This is a genomic window from Pseudomonas sp., from assembly GCF_050739655.1.
Taxonomy (GTDB): Bacteria; Pseudomonadota; Gammaproteobacteria; order Pseudomonadales; family Pseudomonadaceae; genus Aquipseudomonas.
In genome coordinates this window covers 14,852-31,665 of record NZ_JBOIBY010000036.1, presented here as the reverse complement: position 1 = coordinate 31,665, position 16,814 = coordinate 14,852, and the positions used below count along the sequence as shown (strand labels likewise).

Below are 16,814 nucleotides of genomic sequence, written 5' to 3'. Positions count from 1 at the left end.
AGCGATCAAAGCGCCTTCAGTGGGATGCGTGCCGGCGTCTTCTGGCTTGCGTCGGTGTGCGTGGGCGCATTCCAGCGTACCGACAACTGCTGCAAGCGCTGCCGGGCGTTGTGCAGATAGCGATCCTTGACCGGACCATAACCGCGCACCGCATCGGGTAGCTGGGCCAGTTCCACGGCGAGATTGAACCTGTCCGTCGACAGTCCCGACTGCAGCAGCTCCAGCACCTGCTCATATTCCTGCAGCCAGGCCAGCTCTACCTTGCGCTCGTGAGTCCGCGCAAAGGGGTCGAGCCAGGAGTTGCGGATCCGCCGAACGCTGGACAGCAGCTTGAACGCCTTGAGCATCCACGACCCAAAACCCGATTTTTTTCCGCCACTGAACAGCGGTGGCGCCAGGTGAAACTGCAGGCGGAAATCGCCCTCGAATTGCGCGTTCACCTTGTCCAGGAACTCGGGACGCGTGTACAGCCGGGCCACTTCGTATTCGTCCTTGATCGCCATCACCTTGAAGTAGTTGCGCGCAACGATTTCGCTCAGTTGTCCGGCAGCGCCGAACAGGCGCGTCTCCAGTTGCTTAAATGCCTCGACGCGCTGCAGATAGCGCTGCGCATACTGGGCATCCTGATACTGAGTGAGGAATTCGACGCGCCGTTGCACGATCTCCGCCAGTGACTCCGACAACTGCCCGCTGCTGCGCTCCGATGCCTTGCGCGTGATCAGGTCCTTCACCCTAGGCAGGTCGACCGCCGCGCGCCGCCCCCACATAAAGGCGGCCTTGTTCGACGCCACAGCCGTGCCGTTAAGCCCCACCGCCTGCAGCAGCGCGTGCTGGCTGACCGGCAACCAGCCCATCTGGCAGGCAAAACCGAGCATGAACATATTGGTCGCGATCGAATCGCCCATCAGCGCCGTGGCGATTTTACTGGCGTCGATGAACAGGGCGTGGCTGGCGCCGACGGCGTCCTCGATCTGCGCTTGCATCTGATCGGCACAGAACTCCGGCTCTGGATGGCGCAACAGATCACCGGTTTCCGCCTGCCCGGCATAGGTGCGGACAAACGCGCTGGTGATGCTTTGCTCGACGTTGACCAGTGCGTGGGTCACCCCCTGGCGCAGCTTGACCAGGGTTTCGCTGTTGGCACTGACCATCAGGTCGCAACCCAGCAGCAGTTTGGCCTCGCCTTCGGCGATCCGCGGCGCATCCAGCGCGGCCTGCTCACCGGCGATGCGAATGTGCGACCAGACCGCCCCGCCCTTTTGCGCCATGCCCGCCATGTCGAGGTTGAGCACGCCCTTGCCTTCGAAAAACGCCGCCATGCCCAACAGCGCACCAATGGTCACCACCCCGGTGCCACCGACGCCGGTGACCAGGATGTCGTAAGGCTGCGCCGTCGACTGCACCTCGGGCTCCGGCAGCAGCCAAAGGTCCTGGGCACCCTCCTTGAGGGCGGCGGCCTTTTTCAGTTTGCCGCCCTCAACGGTGACGAAGCTCGGGCAGAAGCCATCCAGGCAGGTGAAGTCCTTGTTGCAGGACGACTGGTCGATCTGGCGCTTGTTGCCGAACTCGGTCAGCACATTGGTCACCGACATGCAGTTGGACTGGCTGCTGCAATCGCCACAGCCTTCGCAAACGGCCTCGTTGATCACCACGCGGCGCGCAGGATCGGCAAACTTTCCACGCTTGCGCCGACGGCGTTTTTCCGCTGCACAGGTCTGGTCGTAGATGATCGCCGACACGCCGGAGAACTCGCGCAGCTCTTTCTGGATCTCATCCATTCGGTCGCGGTGCAGCACCGGGACGCCAGGTGCCAGATCCGTTACCTGGCGATATTTGTGCGGCTCGTCAGTGACCACCACGACCCGGCCAACTCCCTCCGCTGCCAGTTGCCGGCTAATCTGCGGCACGCTCAGCGTACCGTCCACCGGCTGCCCTCCGGTCATCGCCACCGCGTCGTTGTAGAGAATCTTGTAGGTGATGCAGGCCTTCGCCGCGACGGCCGCGCGGATCGCCAGGATTCCTGAGTGAAAGTAAGTGCCATCTCCCAGGTTGACGAACACATGCCGGGTTTTGGTAAAGGGCGCCTGACCGATCCAGGCGACGCCCTCGCCGCCCATTTGACTGAAGGTGCTGGTCTGCGGATAGATCCACTTGGCCATGTAGTGACAGCCAATGCCGGCAAGGGCCCGACTGTTCTCCGGGACTTTGGTCGAGGTGTTGTGCGGGCAGCCGGAGCAGTAGTGCGGCACGCGCTCCATCAGCGTCGAGTAATGCGCCCGTGCTGCCTCCTGGGCTTCCAGTACCGCCAGGCACACCTGCAGTTCACCGCTGGCGACATGCCCGAGGATCCGCTTGGCGATCCCGCGCGCGATCATCGACGGCGTGAGTTCGCCGATGGCCGGGAACAGCCAATCGGTGTGGGGCAGCGTCCACTCGCCCTTGTCGGCAAACTTGCCAACAATGCGCGGCCGCACGTCGGCACGCCAGTTGTACAACTCTTCCTTGAGCTGATATTCGATCAGGTGGCGCTTTTCCTCAACGACCACGATCTCGTCGAGACCTTCGGCAAACTGGCGCACGCCTTCGGCGTCCAGCGGCCAGACCATGCCCACTTTGTGCACCCGCAGTCCAAGCTGCTCTGCACGGTGCTCATCGATGCCCAACAGTTTCAGCGCCTGGCAAACGTCCAGGTAAGACTTGCCAGAGGTAATGATGCCGATTTTCGCTTTGGGCGAATTCATCACCAGCCGATCGATGCCGTTTTTGCGCGCATACGCGACGGCGGCGTAAAGCTTGTGCTCGAACAGCCGCTTTTCCTGCGCCAGCGGTGGGTCGGGCCAGCGAATATTCAACCCGCCAGCCGGAATCGGGAAATCCGGCAGCACTGTTTTAACCCGATCATGGCTGACATCCACCACCGCGCCGCTTTCCACGGTATCGGCCACCGCTTTCAAGGCCACCCAGCAACCGCTGAACCGCGAAAGAGCGAAACCATGGATGCCGAAATCGAGGTATTCCTGAACCCCTGACGGTGCAAGCACCGGCATCATCACGGCCTTGAAGATGTGCTCGGTCTGATGCGGCAACGAGGATGACTTGGCACCGTGATCGTCGCCGGCAATCGCCAGCACCCCACCAAACTCGGAGGTGCCGGCGGCATTGGCGTGACGCAACACATCACCACAACGATCGACACCCGGGCCTTTTCCATACCAGATGCCGAACACGCCGTCGTACTGCGCGCCCTCGAACATATTGACCTGCTGGGTGCCCCACAGGGAGGTCGCCGCGAGGTCCTCGTTCAGGCCTGGCTGGAAGGTGATGTGATGTTGCTTGAGGTGGTCGCGGGCCTTCCACAGCGTCTGGTCGTAGGTGCCCAGGGGTGAACCACGATAGCCGGAGATAAAGCCCGCTGTATTCAGGCCTGCGGCAATGTCGCGCTGGCGCTGCATCAGCGGCAGGCGAACCAGGGCCTGAACGCCGGTCATCAACACCTGGCCGGATTCTTTGGTGTACTTGTCATCGAGGGAAACAGCGGGCGAACTCATCGGCGGGACCTCAGGTTTTATTTTTATATTCGAGTCGCGAAGGTGCAAGCGATCGACTTTGAGGTAGATTATTCAGCCGCTCCGCTATCGTATATTTATAAAAAAAGACATCAGGTATAAAAAAAACAAATGCCTAATCCTCGTGACTTCACCCTCAGGCAACTGCGCTACTTTGCGGCAGCGGCCGAAACCAGCCAGTTCTCCCAGGCGGCTACAAACACTCACGTGTCGCAGTCAGCCATCACCACGGCCATCAGCCAGCTCGAAGCGAACCTGGGGGGGAGCCTGTTCGAGCGGCTGCCCTATGGCGTCAGGCTGACCCTCGAAGGTCATCGTTTTCTTGAGCGTACCCGGGTGATTCTCAACGCGGTCGACGATGCCGTGACGGAACCACTCGGTGGCTCGACCTCGTTGTCCGGGGTGGTGAGAGTGGGCGCCTGCTACACGGTGCTGGGCTATTACCTGCCGTCCCTGCTCGCCCGATTTCGGCGCAATTACCCGGACATCGTCTTCGACCTCCACGACCTCGACCGGTTGTCCATCGAACAGGGTGTAGCGGCGGGCACCCTGGATCTGGGGCTGATCATCAGCTCCAACGCCGACCGCCAGTTGCCGCTAGAAAAAGCCGTGCTGATGCGCTCGCGACGCCAGGTGTGGCTGGCCGCCGATCATCCGTTGATGGCGCACAAGTCCATCAGCCTCAAGAATATGGCGGCGTATCCATACCTGATGCTGACCGTCGATGAAGGCGAAACCTCGACCACTCGCTATTGGAAACAGGCAGGGATCACCCCTGAAATAGCGTTCCGAACCGGGTCGATGGAGGCCCTGCGAGGCCTGGTGGCCAACGGTTTTGGCGTCACGGTGCTATCCGACATGGTCTACCGGGCGTGGTCGCTGGAAGGACGTCGCCTGGAAACCCGCCCGCTGAGCGACGCGATTCCAGACATGGAGTTGGGCCTGATTTGGAAGGACGAAGTCTTGGTCTCGGAGCCCGTTCAAGCATTGCACCAGTTTTTGATGTATGCCGGTCACAGCGGTTGAATCGTGGCTAGAACGCGAAGGTGTAGCCCACGATGACCCGGTTTTCGTCCGCTGCGTCAGCAAAGTTCGAGCGCATCGTTGCGTTGCGCCAGCGCAGCGAAACATTCTTGAAAGTGCCTGACTGGACGACATAACTGATATCGGTCGTGCGCTCCCACTCCTCACCCTCGCCTCCCGCAGCATTCAGGGCACGGCCCTTGACGCTGCTGATGTGTTGAGGATCGACCTGGTCACCCTTTACATACCGCACGTTGAAGGTCAGCCCGGGAACTCCAAGTGCAGCAAATTCGTAGTCGTAGCGCATCATCCACGCGCGTTCATTTTCTAAAGCGAACGTACTGACTTGCTGCTCACTGAACAGATAGGTGTCGGTCCCCCCCACATTGATCGAATAACCGAAGTTTGTGCTCAAGGTTCGGTTATCGACCTTGCCAAGCAAGTCTCGACCTTGCTCCTTGGCGGAGAAATAACGCCACTCGGTGAATGCCTCACCTGGGCCCGCCGCAATCCGGTATTTGAATCCGGCGAAATTGCGCTGAAACAGGTCCTCCAACTGACTGGTATGCAAGCTTAACGTCAGATTTTTCAGCGGCTGATAATCGACCCCCGCGTAATACAGACGATCGCTGGTGACGGACGTCGAGTACGCCCCCTGCTGTGCCATCGCCGTCAGGTCTTCAAAATCAGTAGAGTCTCGTAGTTTGGTGGAGTCCACCTCCAGGAATGTGAAGGTAACCTTGTCCAAATCCTTGCTCACAACTTGAGCGCCGTTGAACCACTGTGGAAATAGCCGGCTGTTGTTCGAGGCAAGCAATGGCAACTTGGGACTGAGACCACCCACTCGCGCCTCCGTTTCAGACAGCTTGGCCTTTAACGTGGCAACGGCCTTTGAATACTCATCAACCGCCCGCTTATCCGCTCCACGGGGCAATAACCCCGTACCAGAGCGGTCTGGAGACGAATCGAGTTTGATGCCCAACATGCCCACGGCATCCAAACCAAAACCCAAGGGGCCTGGGGTAAAACCGGACTGCAACTTCAACATGAAACCCGGGGCCCACTCGTCCCGTCTGGACTGGGTTGCGGAGTTACCGTGAAAATCCCGATCAAAATAGAAGTTACGCAGCTCCAGGCTGCCTTTTCCATCGTCGATAAAACGTGCGTAAACCGCCGAATGCGAAGCACAGCAAAGCGTCGCGAGCATCAACGATGCCCGCCGAGTGGTCATAAAAGTCATGTGTCTGCCTGTCTTATTGTTGTTGTCAGGAGCGAAAAGCGAGGGGTAATCCCGTCAGGATTTTGGATTCTTGACGAAACACATGACCACGATGCACGCGAGCAGGATCATCGGTGCGATAGACAACATGCCCATGTAGCTGGTCCCGCTGATGTCATTGATCTTGCCCACCATCACAGGCGCGACTATGCCGCTAAGCTGGCCGATAGAGTTGATGGCCGCCGTACCACTGGCGATCGCCAGCCCCGAAAAAGTTGATTGCGGAATCGTCCAGTAAATCGGAATGGCTACGAACGTGCCCGCCGTTGCCAGAACAAGTGCCGCCATCATCGCCCAGGACGAATCGGCAAACAGGCACGCCAGCAAGTAACCCACCGCTGCCAGCATCAGGCACATCACCAGGTATTTCTTGCGCTCACCGGTGCGGTCCGAGAGCCGGGTCAGCCATATCATGCCGATGCACGCGACTATGTAGGGCAGCGATGACAGCATGCCGACCCAAAATACGTTTTGCACTCCAGACGACTTGATCAGGTCCGGCATCCAGAAATTAATGCCGTAGGAAGCGGTCTTGATCACGAAATAAATCAACGCCATGATCGCCACTTCCCGCGTCAGCAACACCCGCCATATTGAACCGAGCATTGGCTTCTGGCTCTTTTTGTCATACTCCAGGTTCGCCGCCAGCAGGTCTTTCTCGCTCCGACTCAGCCACTTGGCCGACTCGATGTCACGGTCCAGTTTCCATAGCACCAGCACGCCCAGCAGAACACACGGTAAACCAGACATCAGGAACAACCAGTGCCAGCCAGCAAGGCCGAGCACACCGTTCATCTTGCCCAACAGAATCCCGGCTGCCGGGCCGCCCAGGGCACCCGCCAGCGGTACCGCCAGGAACCAGAGGCCGTTCATTTTCGCCAGGTGTTTTTTCGGGAACCAGCATGCGAGGTAGAACAGGATGGCAGGGCCAAATCCGGCTTCCATGACGCCGATCAAAAAGCGCAGAAAATAGAGCGTGTATTGGGTGTAGGCGAACACCAATGCCGCCGTGGCCAATCCCCATGAAATCATGATCCGGCAGATCCAGGCTGGCGCACCGTAGCGTTTGAGGCCCAGACTGCTGGGCACTTCGAACAGGGCATAACCGATGAAGAACATGCTTGCCGCCAGACCATATGCCGCATCGGACAAGCCAAGTTCCTGTTGCATCTGGGCTTTGGCGAAGCTGATATTGATCCGGTCGAAATAGGAAAACAGAAAGCAAATGATGGCCAGCGTGCTCGCATTGAATGCTGCAATTGAGGCAGCCAGGGCTGGAGAGTCCGGTCGTGGGTTTGCGGTCGTTGCTGACGAAGTGAGGAATTTGGCAAGACGCACTCAGGATTCAGTCGGTGAAATCCACAGTGTCATCGAGCAACTACAGAGCGGTACTCGTAATGTGGTTCAGTCCATGCAAACGAGCCACAACCAGGCCTCAGGAAGCGTCGCCCAGGTAAAACAGGCTGTGCTCGCGCTGCAGAAAATCAATCGAGGGGTCGAAGTGATCAGTGATATGAACCTGCAAATCGCAAGTGCTGCGGAAGAACAGAGCTCGGTATCGGAAGAGGTGAACCGAAACGTGGCCAACATTCGTGATGTCACTGAACAACTGACTCTTCAATCAGAAGAATCGGCGCGAGTGAGTAAATCTTTGAACGAGCTGGCTAATCAGCAACAGCAGTTGATGGCTGGTTTCAAAGTCTAGCTCATGGCTGAGAGGCCTTGCGACCAGACTGTTACTCAGAGCAGAGCCACCGTCCCGTTCTTCGAACTTATCAGTTTGAACTCGTAAACATGAATCGCGTGCTGCAGATGGGCATACGCCGTTGAAGTGGTTTGGTCACCCACGTTGCGTATTCGACAGCTGGCTTCCGGAGCGTTCCGGAAGCTTTTTTATCATCACTGGAAAATGCCTTCCGGCCGGATTCCATTAGCAGCCAAGGCACTCGGCTCGAATATCCCTCCTCGGTAGATATATCTTCGACCTGTTCTAAGGTCACCATTCCCTCAATCTGTCTCGCAAGGAGTGTGAACTGCTTGCTCAATGATATGTTGGCGTGATGAGCGAGCCCGATGTCTACGCCAAGAAATTCTTGCCGACTGAAGCCTTTGCCTTAGGAGAGGTGGTAGCTCATTTCGCTCGTACATCTCCCCTGTTGGCGCATGGGATCAAATACCGCCGACACACATGTATTTGATCTCGAGATAATCCTCAATTCCGTACAACGAGCCTTCCCGCCCAAGGCCGGACTGCTTGATACCTCCAAACGGCGCCATTTCATTCGAAATCAGCCCAGTGTTGATGCCTACCATCCCAGTCTCCAGGGCTTCAGCAACGCGCCAAGCCTTGGAATGATCACGGGTGAAGAAGTAGGAGGCCAGCCCGTACTCTGTGTCGTTGGCACGCTCCAGTACTTCTGCCTCGCTTTCAAAGCGAATCAGCGGAGCGACGGGGCCGAAGGTTTCCTCTTCATTGATCACCATGGAAGCCGTGACATCAGCAATGACTGTGGGCGCATAGAAATTGCCGCCCAGTGGGTGACGTTCCCCGCCAAGAAGAATACGAGCGCCCTTCTTGCGTGCATCCGAAACGTGCTCCTGGACTTTGCCGACGGCTTTCTCGTTGATCATTGGGCCGATCAAGACGCCCGGGGTGCATCCTGAGCCGACCTTCAGTTTCTCTACTTCAGCGCAGAGTTTTTCTGCGAATGTGTCATAGATGCCCGTCTGCACGAAAATCCTGTTGGCACTGATGCATGCCTGGCCCCCGTTGCGGAACTTACAAGCAATTGCCCCGCTGACAGCTGCGTCGATGTCAGCATCGTCGAAGACGATGAACGGAGCATTCCCGCCTAGCTCAAGCGATACCTTCTTGATGGTATCTGCAGACTGCCGAAGCAAAATTCGGCCTACTTGGGTCGATCCAGTGAACGAAACTTTGCGCACATCTCGATGAGTAGTGAGCACTTCGCCCACTTCATGACCACGAGCTGCGGTAATAACGTTGAAAACACCTGGTGTGATTCCGGCCTGCAGAGCGAGTTCAGCCACCGCCAGAGCAACCAGTGGTGTGTCTTCTGCTGGCTTCACCACGATCGTGCAGCCGGCTGCGAGTGCTGGAGCCACTTTTCGCGTAATCATGGCAACAGGGAAATTCCAGGGTGTGATAGCGGCGACTACACCAATAGGCTGCTTCACAACAACGACGCGACGGTCTTCGGCAGGGCCAGGAATGACATCGCCATTGATGCGCTTGGCCTCCTCTGCAAACCATTCAACGTAGGCAGCACCATAATCGACTTCAGCCCGGGACTCCGCCAAGGGTTTTCCCTGCTCCAAAGTAATCAGGTACGCCAGGTCTTCCTTGTTCTCGACAATCAGGTCATACCAGCGCCTAATGATGTTGGCTCGCTGCTTGGCAGTCTTCCTTTTCCACTCTTTTCCGGCATCCTTGGCGTTCTTGATTGCCAGCTCGGCTTCAACTTTGCCCATATCGGGAACAGACGCAATGCGTTCCCCTGTGGCGGGATTAAGAATATCGTAATCCACACCGCTGACAGCGGAAACCCATTCCCCGCCTATCAGTGCACGGTCTTTGAAAAGGGACTTATTAGCAAGAACCAGGGCCATGATTTCCTCACAATTCATCTTAACTAAAACAGCAATTTATAATTGACTGATCGGCCTCGGTAGCACCACTTTTCGTCTGTCTATATATCCACTTAAAGTAGAGGGCAATATATATTTCGCCCTCGCCGCGAACTAAAAGTTAGCGATCAGTAGCCTTTTACCAAATCGATCTGATTAATCAGGGGCGCGTTCATCATCGCAAGTCGAATATTTTTGGCAATATGTGCCGCCGCACTTTCTGGCGAGGAAAGGCCGGCGACGTGCGGGGTAATTAAAATGCCGGGGTGACCCCACAGCGGGCTGTTATCAGGCATCGGTTCGACAGCCGTAACGTCCAGCGTTGCGGCACTGATTTTTCCTGTTTCCAGCGCAATCAGTAAATCAAGCTCAGCGAGGTGAGCCCCTCGGCCAATATTGATTAACTGAACAGGACGAGAAAATCTTTCGAATAATCGCCTGTCGAGTATTCCGCGAGTAGCCTCAGTTAGTGGAAGCACATTTATTAGAATGTCTATCTTAGCAGTCATGTCAGCCAGGCCGCTTTCGCCACTAAAGCATTCGACACCGTGAATTGCCTTTTCAGATCGGCTCCAACCCAGGACGTTGAATCCGTCTGCACACAATGCTTGAGCAACTGCCTGTCCGAGCTCCCCAAGGCCCAGGACTCCGATGGTGCGGTTAGCAGCTAGCACTGGTGGCTGAAAGCTCCAGCGATGAGCGCGACTGTCCCGCTCGTACTGATCCAGCGCGCGGTGGTACCGGAAAACTGCAGCACGGGCGTATTCGACCATGGTGGTTGTGAGGGAGTGGTCAACCAGGCGTGCAACTGGAACACCTGACGTCAGGGAAGAGAGATCCAACTGGTTCACTCCGGCACCCAATGAGAGGACTGCTTTCAACCCTGTAAAACTGGCCAAGCCCTGGGGCGGCGTAGTCCAAAGGAGTGCGATGTCTACAGACTCCGGGTTACGGCATTCGAAATCCGCGCTGAAATGGATGGGCCCAAGCAGGCGTGTCAATGCCCGACGCCACTGCTCTGGATCGTCCAGATTGCTATGGAAAAAGATATGCAGAACATTATCGATCGCGAGCCGAGACCCGAATGGCCGGGGGATTTGTGAACGCTGAGGTAAGCCTGATACAGCCCTCTCACAGCGGTGCCGATATCGTCCTGATTCAGCGCGCCGTATCCGAGCACGAACCCGTCCTCAAACGGCCCTGTAGCATGATTGAATGCACTCAAGCGCCTTAAAAGTACGTCACGTTTAGCTGCTTCAGCCTGAAGCGCATCCAGGTCTACTGCCTGTCGGAATCGCAACGTCAAATGCAATCCCGCGAAACCGCTACTCAAGCTGATGGCTTCACCGAAGGTTTCTGCCAGGCATTTGCGTAGCTCTGCTTGGCGCGCCGCGTACAGCGGTCGCACGTTAACCAGATGCCGAGTCAGATGTCCGTCGTTGATGAAGTCTGCGAGCGCAGCTTGCAATGGAAGGTGTCCAGGCCGATAAAGGCTCAGCAGGCCTCGTACCATGGAGTGGACCAACGAGGGTGGCACGACCAAATAGCTCATGCGTAGCCCGGGGTACATCACCTTGCTGAATGTGCCCAAGTAGATGACACGTCCCGCACTATCCTTACCTTGAAGTGAAGGCGATGGCGCCTGGTCATACCGCAACTCACTATCGTAATCGTCCTCTACAATCCAGAAATTACGCTGGGCGGCCTCAAGAAGCAGTCGCTCCCTGCGACTGCTAGAAAGGATGCTGCCGAGCGGAAACTGATGCGAAGGCGTGATAAACACAAGCTTTGGGTTCATCGCGAAATGTTCATCGCGCATATCAATGCCTTCCCGGTCGACAGGTACTGCGATGGATCGAACGCCGAGGGACTTCAACATCAAAGCCCCTGCCCAATGTGAAGGATTCTCGATGCAGACCTGATCATTCGAATCGGTCAAAAGGCGCAAGATAAGGTCGAGTGATTGCTGCGTCCCCATGGTGATCAGCACTTGGTCAGGGCTGCATCGCACTCCCCTTGCCACACGCAAGTAATCAGCCAACGCTCTGCGCAAGGGCAGATAGCCGCCACCGTTCGCATATCCACTTAACTGGGAAAGGTGCTGGCCCAGGTATCGGTTTTGTAGCTTTTGCCATACCGCGTAAGGGAAGGCCGAGACATCAGGTACGCCAGGCAGAAACGCGCCCTCTCGCTCCTGCAAGCCTGCAGCGCCCGAGAGGATCAACTGCCCGCGCAAAGAGATCGCGTCTGGAGCCACTGATCGCGCAGCAACAATGTGTGAACGAATAGGAGGCCGCTCGACAACGAATGTGCCACTGCCGATACTCCCAACGAGATAGCCATCGGCGGTCAGCATGTCGAACGCCGCAACGATGGTGATCCGTGAGACCCCTAATTGGGTCGCCAAGCTTCGAGTCGACGGCAGGCGCGAAGAAGGCCGCAGAGTGCCCTCCTCAATCATCGTTCTGAGGTGGCGATAGAGCTGCTGCTGGAGCGACACGGCAGAACGCCGATCCAAAAGATCCTGAATTCGTTCACCGATCAAAGATGCTGTCATTTATTCCTCCAACCTTGCGCAATGCCAGTCAAGCCCAAGGATAAAACCCTGCTCGACGCCCATGAGACCAGCGGCGTCGAGCAGGTAAACATCAACCTACCAGCTCCAGGAATTTCCTGACGCGCTCAGTTTCAGGATTGCTGAAAAACTTCTGAGGTGGTGCCTGCTCGATGATCTCTCCCTTTTCCAGGAAGACCACCTGATCGGACACAGCACGAGCAAACTCCATTTCATGCGTGACCACCATCATGGTGTAACCCTCGGAAGACAGATTCTTCATCACCTGGAGAACCTCTCCGACACGCTCTGGATCCAGGGCGGAGGTTGGCTCATCGAACAAAATCACCTCAGGACTCATGGCCAACGCTCTCGCAATCGCGACGCGCTGCTTTTGCCCTCCCGACAGGGTAAACGGATAAACCTGCGCTTTATCCGCCATGCCTACCTTGGCCAGCAAGGCCTCAGCTTGTGCCAGTGCTTCAGCTCGCGGCACTTTCTTCACCCGTATAGGCGCTTCCATGACGTTCTGAATGACTGTGAGGTGCGGCCAGAGGTTGAAGCTCTGAAACACCATGGCAGTCTGTGCTCGAATGGCGGCGAGGTCACGTATCCCCATTGGCTTGCCAGATTCGTCGACGCCGATGCGCTGCCCACCAATTTCGATGACCCCGCTATCGGGCACCTCTAGCCAGTTGATGCACCGCAACATCGTCGACTTACCGGAGCCGGATGATCCCAGGACACTCACGACTTCACCTTTGCGAACACTCAGATTCACATTCTTGAGAACCTCGATTCCAGCGAAGGACTTCGACAGTCCACTGATACTCACTGCTGCCTGATCATGCATGTTCGAAACCTCGTTGGATCCCACGCTTCCCTACCCACTTCAAGCCCAGATCCATGAGCATGCTCAGTACGATGTAAAAAACGATGGTGACGATGAACGCCTTGGTCGGGATGAAATACCCTGCTTGCACCGTGTTGGCTGCTGCTGTCAGTTCCTGGACAGTAATGATGGATAGAAACGCGGTGTCCTTGAGCGCATAAACCATCTGATTGCCTATTAAGGGCCTCGAACGAAGCAGCAGCTGCGGCAAAATCAGGTGCACATACATTCCCCAGGGACGAAACCCGTGGGCTCGTGCGGCCTCTACCTGGCCAAGCGGCAGCGTCAACCTGCTTCCACGCAGGATTTCAGCGAAATACGCGCCATGGTAAACGGCCAAACCAACCACCCCAGCGATCCATGCATCTAATCGCAAGCCCAATTGCGGCAAACCGTAGTAGAGGAGGTACACCAGCACCAGAAATGGCACCGTACGCATCAGGTTCATATAGGTCTTGGCCAGCAGACGCGCAAACCACCCTCGCTCCAGCCAGTAATTTGCCAAGCATCCGATTACAAACGCCCCAAGAAAAGACAGCACAAACAGCGCTACCGTGTTGAGCAGCCCCTTGACGAAAATGTCTCGGGATTGCCAAAGAATTTCCCATTCGCTCATGACTGCACCTCACATTGCCAAGCGGTTGGCTTTGCGTTCAGCAACTGATTGCAGCTTGAGCAAACAGCCGATGATCACCATGTACAACAATGCTGCAGCCAGGATCGGAGGAAGAGGTTCGTAGGTGACCGAGGTGATGCGATTGGTCACCCTAGTCAAATCCACGATTCCGATCACGGCAATTGCAGGACTGGCTTTGATCAGGAACGACATTTCGTTCACCAGTCCCGGGAGGCTGCTGATCATGACTTGAGGGAGTTGAATTCTCGAGAACATGATCCACGGGGTCATGCCACAGGAGAGCGCTGCCTCGCGCTGCTCCCGTGAAAAGCCCAGAAATGCCGACCGCCAGATTTCCGCGTTGAACGCTGCAGTGTTCAAGGTGAGCGCCAAAATCGCCGCTACATACCTGTTCATCTCAATCCCGAAGGTAGGCGCAGAGAGGAACAGGAACAGCGTAAGGGTCACCAATGGCGTGGCCCTGGCGAAGCTGACATACCCTGCCAGGAGCGGACCAATCACAGGCAGGCGCGCCATCCGCGCCAACGCGATGAGCAAGCCACAAAACACGCCCAGTGCAATCGCCACCGCGGAAATCCACAAGGTCGTGCAAGCGCCATCCAGCAGTAGCCACCAAGCTTGGGAGTTCATGCCAAACCTCCTCGACCTAACACATCAAGTAAGCTCATATGCATGCCTTACTCGAGGCCGGCCAACTGATGGAATTGGGCAACACTGGTGATCGGTTGTGTGGGCAAGTCGCTGAACGCCTCACCAAACCACTTGGTCTGGAGCGCTGCCAGGCGACCGCTCTTGCGTACCGAGTCCATGAACTCGGAGTAGAAAGCCAATACCTGTGGGTTGTTCTTGGGAACCGGCCAGGCATTGAAGCCTCCGCCTGTGACCGCAAATCCCTTCTCAAACACCTGGTCGCGCGCCCGAATGACGTCGTTCACAGCAATCAGCGAATTGATCACATACTCGACCCGGCCATTGGCGAGATCCGCATAAGCTTCTGGGTAAGTCTGATACTTGATGACCTCTCCGATCTCGCAACCTGAGGTCTTCAGCATTTTTACCAGTTCAGGCAGACGAGCTTCGAACGAGCTACCACCCTGGACACCTACTGCTTTGCCGCAGAGACTTGTGATGTTCTGGGTGATGCCATCGTTCGACTTGAGCTTGACGAAAAAATGTTGAGCGGTTGCGAATGGTGGTGCGAAGTCGAATACGCGCAACCTTTCGTCCGTTACGATCGCCCCCGTGAAGGCTACGTCGTACTGCCCGGATGAAACCGATGCCAGCAACCCGGTCCAAGGCAGAATTTCCTGGCGTACATCAAATCCCTTCTGCTTGCCAAACGCCTTGAGGTCGGCCAGTAGTTCGTTATGGAAGCCCTCGGGTTTCCCGTCCACAACAAAGTTGTAAGGGGCGTAATCGTCCTCAGTTGCCACAGTCATATAGCCTCGCGCCTTAACCTGCTCCAGGTCGGCGTTGGCATTAAGGGATGTCGAGCCTATCAGCACGGCAAGTGTGACTCCGAGCACACGCTCGGCGATGTGGCGCTTCATTTTCATTGTTGTTCTCCAAGCACAGATCACTACACGCAGACGACTTGGCAGATGCGGGCCGAAGCCCGTTCCCCAAACCGTTGCACCGGAGACGACGATAAGAGCCACAGGCCACGGACAGTAGTGCCACTTTTTTGCAGTGGTTAAGACCACTTCGCCAGTCCGCTGTCTCGCCCCCCCAACTAGCGCAATCCTCTCAGGCAAAGGGTTTGGTGGACTTAGCCACGCTGAAAAAGTGGCCCTATGACCCTTAACTGATCTGACTTAGCGTGAGGTCGTCTTTGTACCTGAAACATCAGAAGGACTTCCAAATGGATAACAACAAACAGCTCGACTCCTACTTCATCGGCTTCACGCCAAACGCGCTTTTCAAACAGAAGCCTCGCATGATTACCCATGCTCAAGGCAGCTACCTGCACACACGAGAAGGCGCCAAAGTCTTTGACGGTTTCTCCGGGCTATGGTGTTCGGGAATGGGGCACTCGCATCCGAAAATTGTCGAAGCCGTCCAAAAGCAGGTGGCGAAGCTGGATTACGTTTCAGCCTTCTATATGAGCCACCCAGATGCGTTTGCACTGACCGAAAAAATCGCTGACATGGCGCCTGAGCCCCTTAACCACGTGTTCTACACAACGGGCGGCTCTGATGCGGTCGACTCAGCCCTGAAGATCGCATTGGGTTACCACCGCCTTAAAGGTGAGGCCGGTCGCACCCGTATGATTGGCCGCGAACGTGGCTATCACGGCGTTGGTTTTGGTGGCATCTCCGTAGGCGGCATGGTCGGCAACCGTAAGATGTTCTCTACGTTGACCCTGCCAGGCGTCGACCATCTGCCCCATACCCATAACCTGGAGCAGATGGCATTTTCGCAAGGTCAGCCTGCCTGGGGCGCTCACCTTGCGGATGATCTTGAGCGTTTGGTTGCACTGCATGACGCTTCGAATATCGCTGCGGTCATTGTCGAACCGATGGCTGGCTCCACCGGTGTGCTTGTTCCGCCGCAGGGATACCTGAAGCGTTTGCGCGAGATCTGCACCAAGCATGGAATTCTGCTGATCTTCGACGAGGTAATCTGCGGCTTTGGGCGCATGGGTACCCATTTCGCAGCCCAGCGCTTTGATGTTGTTCCTGACATGATCACGTTTGCCAAGACCGTGACCAATGGTACGCAGCCCCTGGGCGGTGTGATCATGACGAGCGAGATCTATAAGACCTTCATGGCTCAGCCCGAGTACACCAATAGCATATTCCACGGTTACACCTACTCGGCCCATCCGGTCGCTGTTGCTGCAGGCCTGGCCGCCATCGATGTGTTCCACAACGAAGGTATGGCGGAAAAGGTGCGCGAAAAAGAGAACCTGTTCCAAGAACTGATTCACTCTCTCAAAGGCGAGCCAAACGTAGTAGATATTCGAAACGTCGGCTTTGCAGGCAGCGTCGAGTTTGCTCCATTGCCTGGCCAACCTGGTATTCGTGGACATCGAATCACCGAGGCACTTTATGAAGCTGGCTATTACCTGCGCTGGTCGGGCGACCAAGCGGTATTTGCCCCTCCGTTCGATGCCACTGCCGATGAGTTGGAAGCGCTCGTTGAAGCGCTGCGCACTTGCATTCGCGCAAACACTTAACGCCGGAAAAGGAGCAGGTACACCTGCTCCTTTTTCC

At 56.5% G+C, this 16,814-nt stretch carries 12 protein-coding genes and 1 pseudogene; 3 read left to right on the top strand and 10 right to left on the bottom strand.

Going from position 1 to position 16,814, the window contains the following annotated elements:
• Window positions 1-5: 5 nt before the first annotated feature.
• A complete protein-coding gene (locus ACRESJ_RS02045; RefSeq protein ID WP_431756400.1) occupies window positions 6-3,548 on the bottom strand; it encodes an indolepyruvate ferredoxin oxidoreductase family protein in 3,543 nt (1,180 codons plus the stop codon).
• Between the two features lie 129 nt (window positions 3,549-3,677).
• Here ACRESJ_RS02045 and ACRESJ_RS02040 point away from each other — a divergent pair, with 129 nt between their 5' ends.
• A complete protein-coding gene (locus ACRESJ_RS02040; RefSeq protein WP_431756399.1) occupies window positions 3,678-4,592 on the top strand; it encodes a LysR family transcriptional regulator in 915 nt (304 codons plus the stop codon).
• Window positions 4,593-4,599: 7 nt separating this feature from the next.
• On the opposite strand, the gene ACRESJ_RS02035 is transcribed toward ACRESJ_RS02040, so the two are convergent.
• A complete protein-coding gene (locus tag ACRESJ_RS02035; protein WP_431756398.1) occupies window positions 4,600-5,829 on the bottom strand; it encodes an OprD family porin in 1,230 nt (409 codons plus the stop codon).
• Window positions 5,830-5,883: 54 nt separating this feature from the next.
• Entirely contained in the window at window positions 5,884-7,206 is a 1,323-nt protein-coding gene (locus ACRESJ_RS02030) for an MFS transporter (RefSeq protein WP_431756397.1), read from the bottom strand.
• Here ACRESJ_RS02030 and ACRESJ_RS02025 point away from each other — a divergent pair.
• A pseudogene (locus ACRESJ_RS02025) lies at window positions 7,103-7,573 on the top strand (methyl-accepting chemotaxis protein); the annotation flags it as partial. The gene ACRESJ_RS02030 and the pseudogene ACRESJ_RS02025 overlap by 104 nt on opposite strands.
• A gap of 464 nt (window positions 7,574-8,037) precedes the next feature.
• Here the strand turns inward: ACRESJ_RS02025 and ACRESJ_RS02020 are convergent.
• The 7 genes from ACRESJ_RS02020 to ACRESJ_RS01990 form a co-directional block, all read right to left on the bottom strand.
• Window positions 8,038-9,492 (bottom strand): NAD-dependent succinate-semialdehyde dehydrogenase, encoded by a 1,455-nt coding sequence (locus tag ACRESJ_RS02020; protein ID WP_431756450.1) that lies wholly within the window; start codon window positions 9,490-9,492, stop codon window positions 8,038-8,040.
• Between the two features lie 152 nt (window positions 9,493-9,644).
• Window positions 9,645-10,367, bottom strand: coding sequence for a 2-hydroxyacid dehydrogenase (locus ACRESJ_RS02015; RefSeq protein WP_431756396.1), 723 nt, complete (start codon window positions 10,365-10,367; stop codon window positions 9,645-9,647).
• A 146-nt stretch (window positions 10,368-10,513) separates the two neighbouring features.
• The gene (locus tag ACRESJ_RS02010; RefSeq protein WP_431756395.1) at window positions 10,514-12,073 is read right to left on the bottom strand and encodes a PLP-dependent aminotransferase family protein; all 1,560 of its coding nucleotides are present in this window, start codon (window positions 12,071-12,073) and stop codon (window positions 10,514-10,516) included.
• A gap of 91 nt (window positions 12,074-12,164) precedes the next feature.
• Complete coding sequence (locus ACRESJ_RS02005; RefSeq protein ID WP_431756394.1) at window positions 12,165-12,923, bottom strand: amino acid ABC transporter ATP-binding protein; 759 nt, start codon at window positions 12,921-12,923, stop codon at window positions 12,165-12,167.
• The gene (locus tag ACRESJ_RS02000) at window positions 12,916-13,578 is read right to left on the bottom strand and encodes an amino acid ABC transporter permease (RefSeq protein ID WP_431756393.1); all 663 of its coding nucleotides are present in this window, start codon (window positions 13,576-13,578) and stop codon (window positions 12,916-12,918) included. Before ACRESJ_RS02000 ends, ACRESJ_RS02005 begins: the two co-directional genes overlap by 8 nt.
• A gap of 9 nt (window positions 13,579-13,587) precedes the next feature.
• A complete protein-coding gene (locus tag ACRESJ_RS01995) occupies window positions 13,588-14,229 on the bottom strand; it encodes an amino acid ABC transporter permease (RefSeq protein ID WP_431756392.1) in 642 nt (213 codons plus the stop codon).
• A 47-nt stretch (window positions 14,230-14,276) separates the two neighbouring features.
• Window positions 14,277-15,155: a transporter substrate-binding domain-containing protein gene (locus ACRESJ_RS01990; protein WP_431756391.1), complete on the bottom strand. Its 879-nt coding sequence runs from the start codon at window positions 15,153-15,155 to the stop codon at window positions 14,277-14,279.
• 305 nt (window positions 15,156-15,460) lie between these two features.
• On the opposite strand from ACRESJ_RS01990, the gene ACRESJ_RS01985 reads away from it, so the two are divergent.
• On the top strand, window positions 15,461-16,777 hold the full coding sequence (locus ACRESJ_RS01985; protein WP_431756390.1) for an aspartate aminotransferase family protein: 1,317 nt from the start codon (window positions 15,461-15,463) through the stop codon (window positions 16,775-16,777).
• Window positions 16,778-16,814: the final 37 nt, after the last annotated feature.